Annotated in this window: 4 protein-coding genes; 1 reads left to right on the top strand and 3 read right to left on the bottom strand. The window is 62.6% G+C overall.

Annotated elements, in window-relative coordinates; all coding sequences use genetic code 11:
• The 3 genes from WCA85_RS25160 to WCA85_RS25150 form a co-directional block, all read right to left on the bottom strand.
• A partial coding sequence (locus WCA85_RS25160; protein WP_424067570.1) for an ATP-binding protein occupies positions 1-1501 on the bottom strand: 1501 nt, incomplete at its 3' end.
• A gap of 82 nt (positions 1502-1583) precedes the next feature.
• Positions 1584-2063, bottom strand: coding sequence for a response regulator (locus WCA85_RS25155; RefSeq protein ID WP_424067569.1), 480 nt, complete (start codon positions 2061-2063; stop codon positions 1584-1586).
• Positions 2064-2139: 76 nt separating this feature from the next.
• A complete protein-coding gene (locus WCA85_RS25150; RefSeq protein ID WP_424067568.1) occupies positions 2140-3771 on the bottom strand; it encodes a sensor histidine kinase in 1632 nt (543 codons plus the stop codon).
• Between the two features lie 403 nt (positions 3772-4174).
• On the opposite strand from WCA85_RS25150, the gene WCA85_RS25145 reads away from it, so the two are divergent.
• Positions 4175-4672 carry a hypothetical protein gene (locus WCA85_RS25145; protein ID WP_424067567.1) on the top strand — a complete coding sequence of 166 codons (498 nt, stop codon included), beginning with the start codon at positions 4175-4177 and terminating at the stop codon, positions 4670-4672.
• The last annotated feature ends 37 nt before the right edge of the window (positions 4673-4709 follow it).

Raw genomic sequence — 4709 nt, 5'->3', positions numbered from 1 at the left:
CCCCCGGGCTGCGCGCGGTCACCGTGCCGCCATGCACGTCCGTGAGCGCCTTCGTGATAGCCAGCCCCAGTCCGAGGCCACCAAATTGCCGTGTCATGTTCTGGTTGCCTTGCTCAAAGGCGTTGAAGAGCTTGCCAATCTGTTCCGGCTCAATGCCAATGCCGGTATCCTCGACAGAAATCTGCACCTGCATGCGCTCGTCGTGCGTGCGCACGTAGATGTGTCCGCCATCGGGGGTGAACTTGGCCGCGTTGCGAATCAGGTTCCACAGCATCTGTTGCAACCGTGCGCGATCGGCGAGCACGTAGTGATGCCGGGCCGCCTTGTCCACGTGGACATCCTGCTGCTTGACCTGAATCTCGCTGCGGAACAGTTCGAGGACACTATCAATGACATCGTGCACGTCCACCGTTTCGAGCGACAGACGCAGCTTGCCGTTCGCCACCCGCGTGAGATCGAGCAAATCGTCAATGAGACGCGCCTCGAGTTCGACGTTGCGACGAATCATCAGGACGCAGGAGCGCGCCTGCTCAGGCAACTCCTGAATCAGTTCGAGCACTCGCGCGCCGGCCAGCACAGGTGTGAGCGGCGTGCGCAGTTCGTGCGAGAGCATCGCGAGGAAACGGTCTTTGGCGCGATTGGCTTCTTCCGCGGCGAGGCGCGCGGCCTGCTCCGAGGCAAGCAGCCGCTCGCGCTCCTCGATCGCTTCACGCTGCGGATGAATGTCCGTGCAACTGCCAAACCATTTGCTGACCGTACCGCCCGCATTGCGCATCGGCACGATGCGGGCATCGAACCAGCGATAGGCGCCGTCGTGGCGGCGAATGCGAAGTTCATGCCGGTAATCCTCTGCGCCGTTCCGGACCGCTCTCAGCCAGGTCTGCCGAATCTCTTCGCGATCGTCGGGATGGACCGCGTTCAGCCAGGCAAGACCAAGCGAACTTGTATTGTCGAAGCCGGTGTATTCGAACCACTGCTTCGAGAGAAAGTCGCAATCGCCATTCGCGCCGCAGGTCAGCACCAGGTGCGGCAGCGCCTCCGACAAATTCCGGTAGTGCTGCTCCCGGTCACGCAGCAGCACGGCCTCGTCCGAGGCCTTTTGCAGACGAACCTGAGACAACACCCGTTCAACGGCCTCCGGTAAATAGTCGAGGTAGTCGCCCGATTTCGGCACCACGTCCGACACGCCGGCACGCAATGCTTCGATGACCCGCGACTCGTCGGTGAAACCTGTCACGAGGATGGCGGGAATGCGCACGCCTTCAGCACGCAGGCGCCGGAAGAAATCGAGACCGGTCTCGGGGCCATCCAGTTGATAGTCGAGCACAAGCAGATCGGGAGCACTGCTGAGAATGCTCTCTCGTGCGCTCGCTACGCTCGAACACAGGGCGACACGACACCCGGCACGCACGAGCGATTTGCGCGCGAGCCGCAGGATGCCTTCGTCGTCGTCGACGACGAGCACATAAGCCGCGGGTGGCTGGGAAACGTCTTCGGACATGCTGACTCTTGGTTGGCTAGGTCTTCTCTCGCTGGCTTCAGACTTCAAGTGGTCACCGAGGCGCGCTTACCTGAGCAATACCTCATGAGGTTGCGAGCGGCTGGCCTGGCGGCAGCTTGACAACCTGCAGGAAAAACCCGAGGCGGCGTACTGCCTCGATGAACGCGTCATATTCGACCGGCTTGGTGATGTAAACGTTGCAACCCAGTTCATAGCAACGTTCGATTTCGCGCGGGTCGTCCGTGGTCGTTAGCACAATCACCGGCACGGCAGCGGTTGACGGCGCTTCTTTCAGGCGGCGCAGCACTTCGAAGCCATCCACCCGTGGCATCTTCAGATCCAGTAGCACGACAAAATTCGTCAGGTTCTGCCGCGCCGGATATTTTCCTGCCGGGCTCTCGCTGGGCGGGTCACCAAAAAAATAATCGAGCGCTTCCTGCCCGTCTGCAAAACGCATAAAGCTATTGGAAATACCGGCGCGGCGCAAATTGCGTTCAACCAGCGTCGCATGACCGTCGTCGTCCTCGATCAGTACGATGCTGACCGTTTCCCCATGTTTCATCGCGCCTCCGTGCCCGCGATGTGCGGGCGCATGGTCACTGGTAGTGACGTTCATTGTGCCGGGCGCGCGCGCCCTGTCAGCTCCGCGCCGGCTGTTCCGGCAGCACGACAAAAAACGTCGACCCTGCGCCCTCGGACGATTCTACCCAGACCCGGCCGCCATGACGCTCGACCGAGCGGCGCACGAGAGCGAGCCCGATGCCATCGCCCCTGGCCACCTCGCCATGCAGGCGCTGGAACGCGCGGAACACCTTCGACATAGATCCCGCCGCAATACCTAGCCCATTGTCGCGCACGTAATACGTTCGTGTACGCACGACGGGCGGCTCGTTCGTGTGAACAACCTCGGCGGCCTCGGGCTCGGGGGCGGCCTCGCAGGCGCCAATCTCGATGCGGCCAATGCGCTTCGGATCGAGGAAATTCAGCGCGTTGCCAATCAGATTACCGAATATCTGCTCGATCGCGCCCGGGTCTCCCCACGCGGGCGGCAACTCGCGCACGGTGACCACCGCCCCGCGTGCCTCGATGTTCCCCTCCATCGCGTCGACCACGCGCGCGACGACCCGGCCGATGCTCACGCGTTGCCACTGGTATTCAAGGCGCCCAGCCCGCGAAATGCGCAGCAGTGCTTCGATGATGGACGCCGCGCTGGTCGCGGCAATGCGCAGAAAATGCAGGCACTCGCGCACATCGCCGTCGAGGATGCGTGTTACGCGTTGCCGCTCGGCTTGAGGCAACTGTCCGGTATCGATTGTGGCTCGCAACTCATCAAAGGATACCTGCAGCTCCTTTGAAAAGCCTTGCAGGTTGACGAGCGGCGAGCGCAAATCGTGGGACACGCTGTAGATGAACATCTCGTTGTCCTGGGTCTCCTGACGCAGTTCGTCATTGACCGCCGCCAGTTCCCGCGCGCGTGCCTCGAGCCGCGCCTTCAGCACGGCCTGCTGCTGCTCCGCTGCCCGCAGCCGTGCGCCGGTCTGGTGCAACACGGCGTCAAGCGCAGCGATTTCGTCGTTACCAGTGAGCGGTGCGCTCAAGGGACGGCCCAGACCAAGCCGCTCGGCATTGTCCGTCAGCACCTCGAAACGGCGGCCAATACTGCGCGCGAACACCAGCGCGGAGGCCCCCCAGATCAACATTGAGCCAAACACAGCCGCAATCAGGGCGGATTGCTGACGCGCGCGCGTTTGCGCCAGCGATGCGCCGCGCAAAGCGTCGAGGTGCGACTCCTCGTCGATGAACGCCGCGAGTTCGTTGCGAAAAAGCGCAATCTGACGCGGCACCGCCTCGCCTTCGAGCGCGGCAAACGCGGTCATGTTGCGCCCCTCGTGGAGGGCCTGCGCAATCGAAGCGGCCTCAGCCCGGTAAGCGTCGACCGCGGCGCGCATGTGCTGCAGGCGCGCCGCCTGCTCCGGCGAGTCCTGGACCAGTTGTTCGAGCTTCGTGAGCCGGTCACCCAGATCGACCCATGCCATGTGGCGCTCAATGAAGATCGGATCGCCCACGACCATGCCGGTGCGAACGCGCGCGGCCTCGCGCAGCAACGGGTCGACGATCGACGACGACAGATACAGGATGTGCTTGCTGTTGGCCACCCACCGTGCGGCCTGGGCCGTTTGCTGCTGGGTGTCGAAGACGACACCCAGCAACGCAAGCTCTATCACGCTTGGCACCGCAATCAGCAGCAGCCCCTTGGTGGAAAGTTTCATGTTCGCCTGGCAGTCTGTCCGGTCGCATCAATTGAGTGGCGGCCGGATGAACACAGAGGACCGCCGCGCGGAGCGGCCGCCCGGCCACCGGGCCGCTGCATCTGGAACGGGGCCATTATCGACGTGAACCCGAGATATTTCAATGTGCCGCCCTAGTTGCGCTGGCGCACATAAAAATGTCTTTTTTTTAGTGATGAGGCGCTCCCTTAGGCGGCGCGTGCGTCTATTATGGAGACAGAAGTGTGGAGACATGTGCTGGGATGCGAAAGCGCGCGGCAGGGCGATTCGGCACGATTCGTGCGGATGGGTGTGAGGCAGACTGATCGTCAAATCACCGTGAATCTGGCATTTTCGTATGCTATAAAAGATCGACGTGCGGCGGCGCGAAGCCGGGAGTGGTCGCATGAGGACGCTGCGTTTCTTGCAATTCTTTTTCAGGCGAATTTTTATGTCCTTCCCGAAAAAGCGTAGGCGCGCGAAGGTGGACGGCGATGAGTCGTTCCTGGCCGTCCTGCGGCATTTCAAACCGTTCGGCCAGCTCGACACCAAGATCGCGCGAGCGCGGGCGCAGGACGAGCCAGTGCTATACGCGCACGTGCTGCCCGGCCTCGATGTGCTTCTTTGTAGCGTCCGTGGTGCGCAACCGCCCTATCCGGCCCCGGCTGAACTGCGCAGGCGCTGTATCGAATCCATTGCCAATGCGCTGGAACAGCCGCTCGACGGACTCGAAAACGGTGGCTACTGGTATGAGGCGGACGGCTTCGGGTTTCTGGTATTCGCCAGCCGGGCGCGAAGTCGGATCCTGCCGGAGTTCGGCGCGACCCGCGCGTTGGGTGGCCCACGTCGTGGCGTGCGCCGTCAAGACGCTGCCGGCGACGCCACGCCTCGCTCGTTGCGTTGAACGGAGCGGCAGTCAGGCTTGCTCCTACCGTTGATAG

The sequence above is a fragment of the Paraburkholderia sp. genome, assembly GCF_049581445.1.
In the GTDB taxonomy this organism is placed as follows: Bacteria; Pseudomonadota; Gammaproteobacteria; order Burkholderiales; family Burkholderiaceae; genus Paraburkholderia.
This window is presented reverse-complemented; position numbering and strand designations above follow the sequence as displayed.

Excerpts from the sequence above, each read along its gene's own strand:
- WCA85_RS25150 (WP_424067568.1), bottom strand. The coding sequence starts at position 3,771 with ATGAAACTTTCCACCAAGGGGCTGCTGCTGATTGCGGTGCCAAGCGTG.
- WCA85_RS25155 (WP_424067569.1), bottom strand. The coding sequence starts at position 2,063 with ATGAAACATGGGGAAACGGTCAGCATCGTACTGATCGAGGACGACGAC.
- WCA85_RS25145 (WP_424067567.1), top strand. The coding sequence starts at position 4,175 with ATGAGGACGCTGCGTTTCTTGCAATTCTTTTTCAGGCGAATTTTTATG.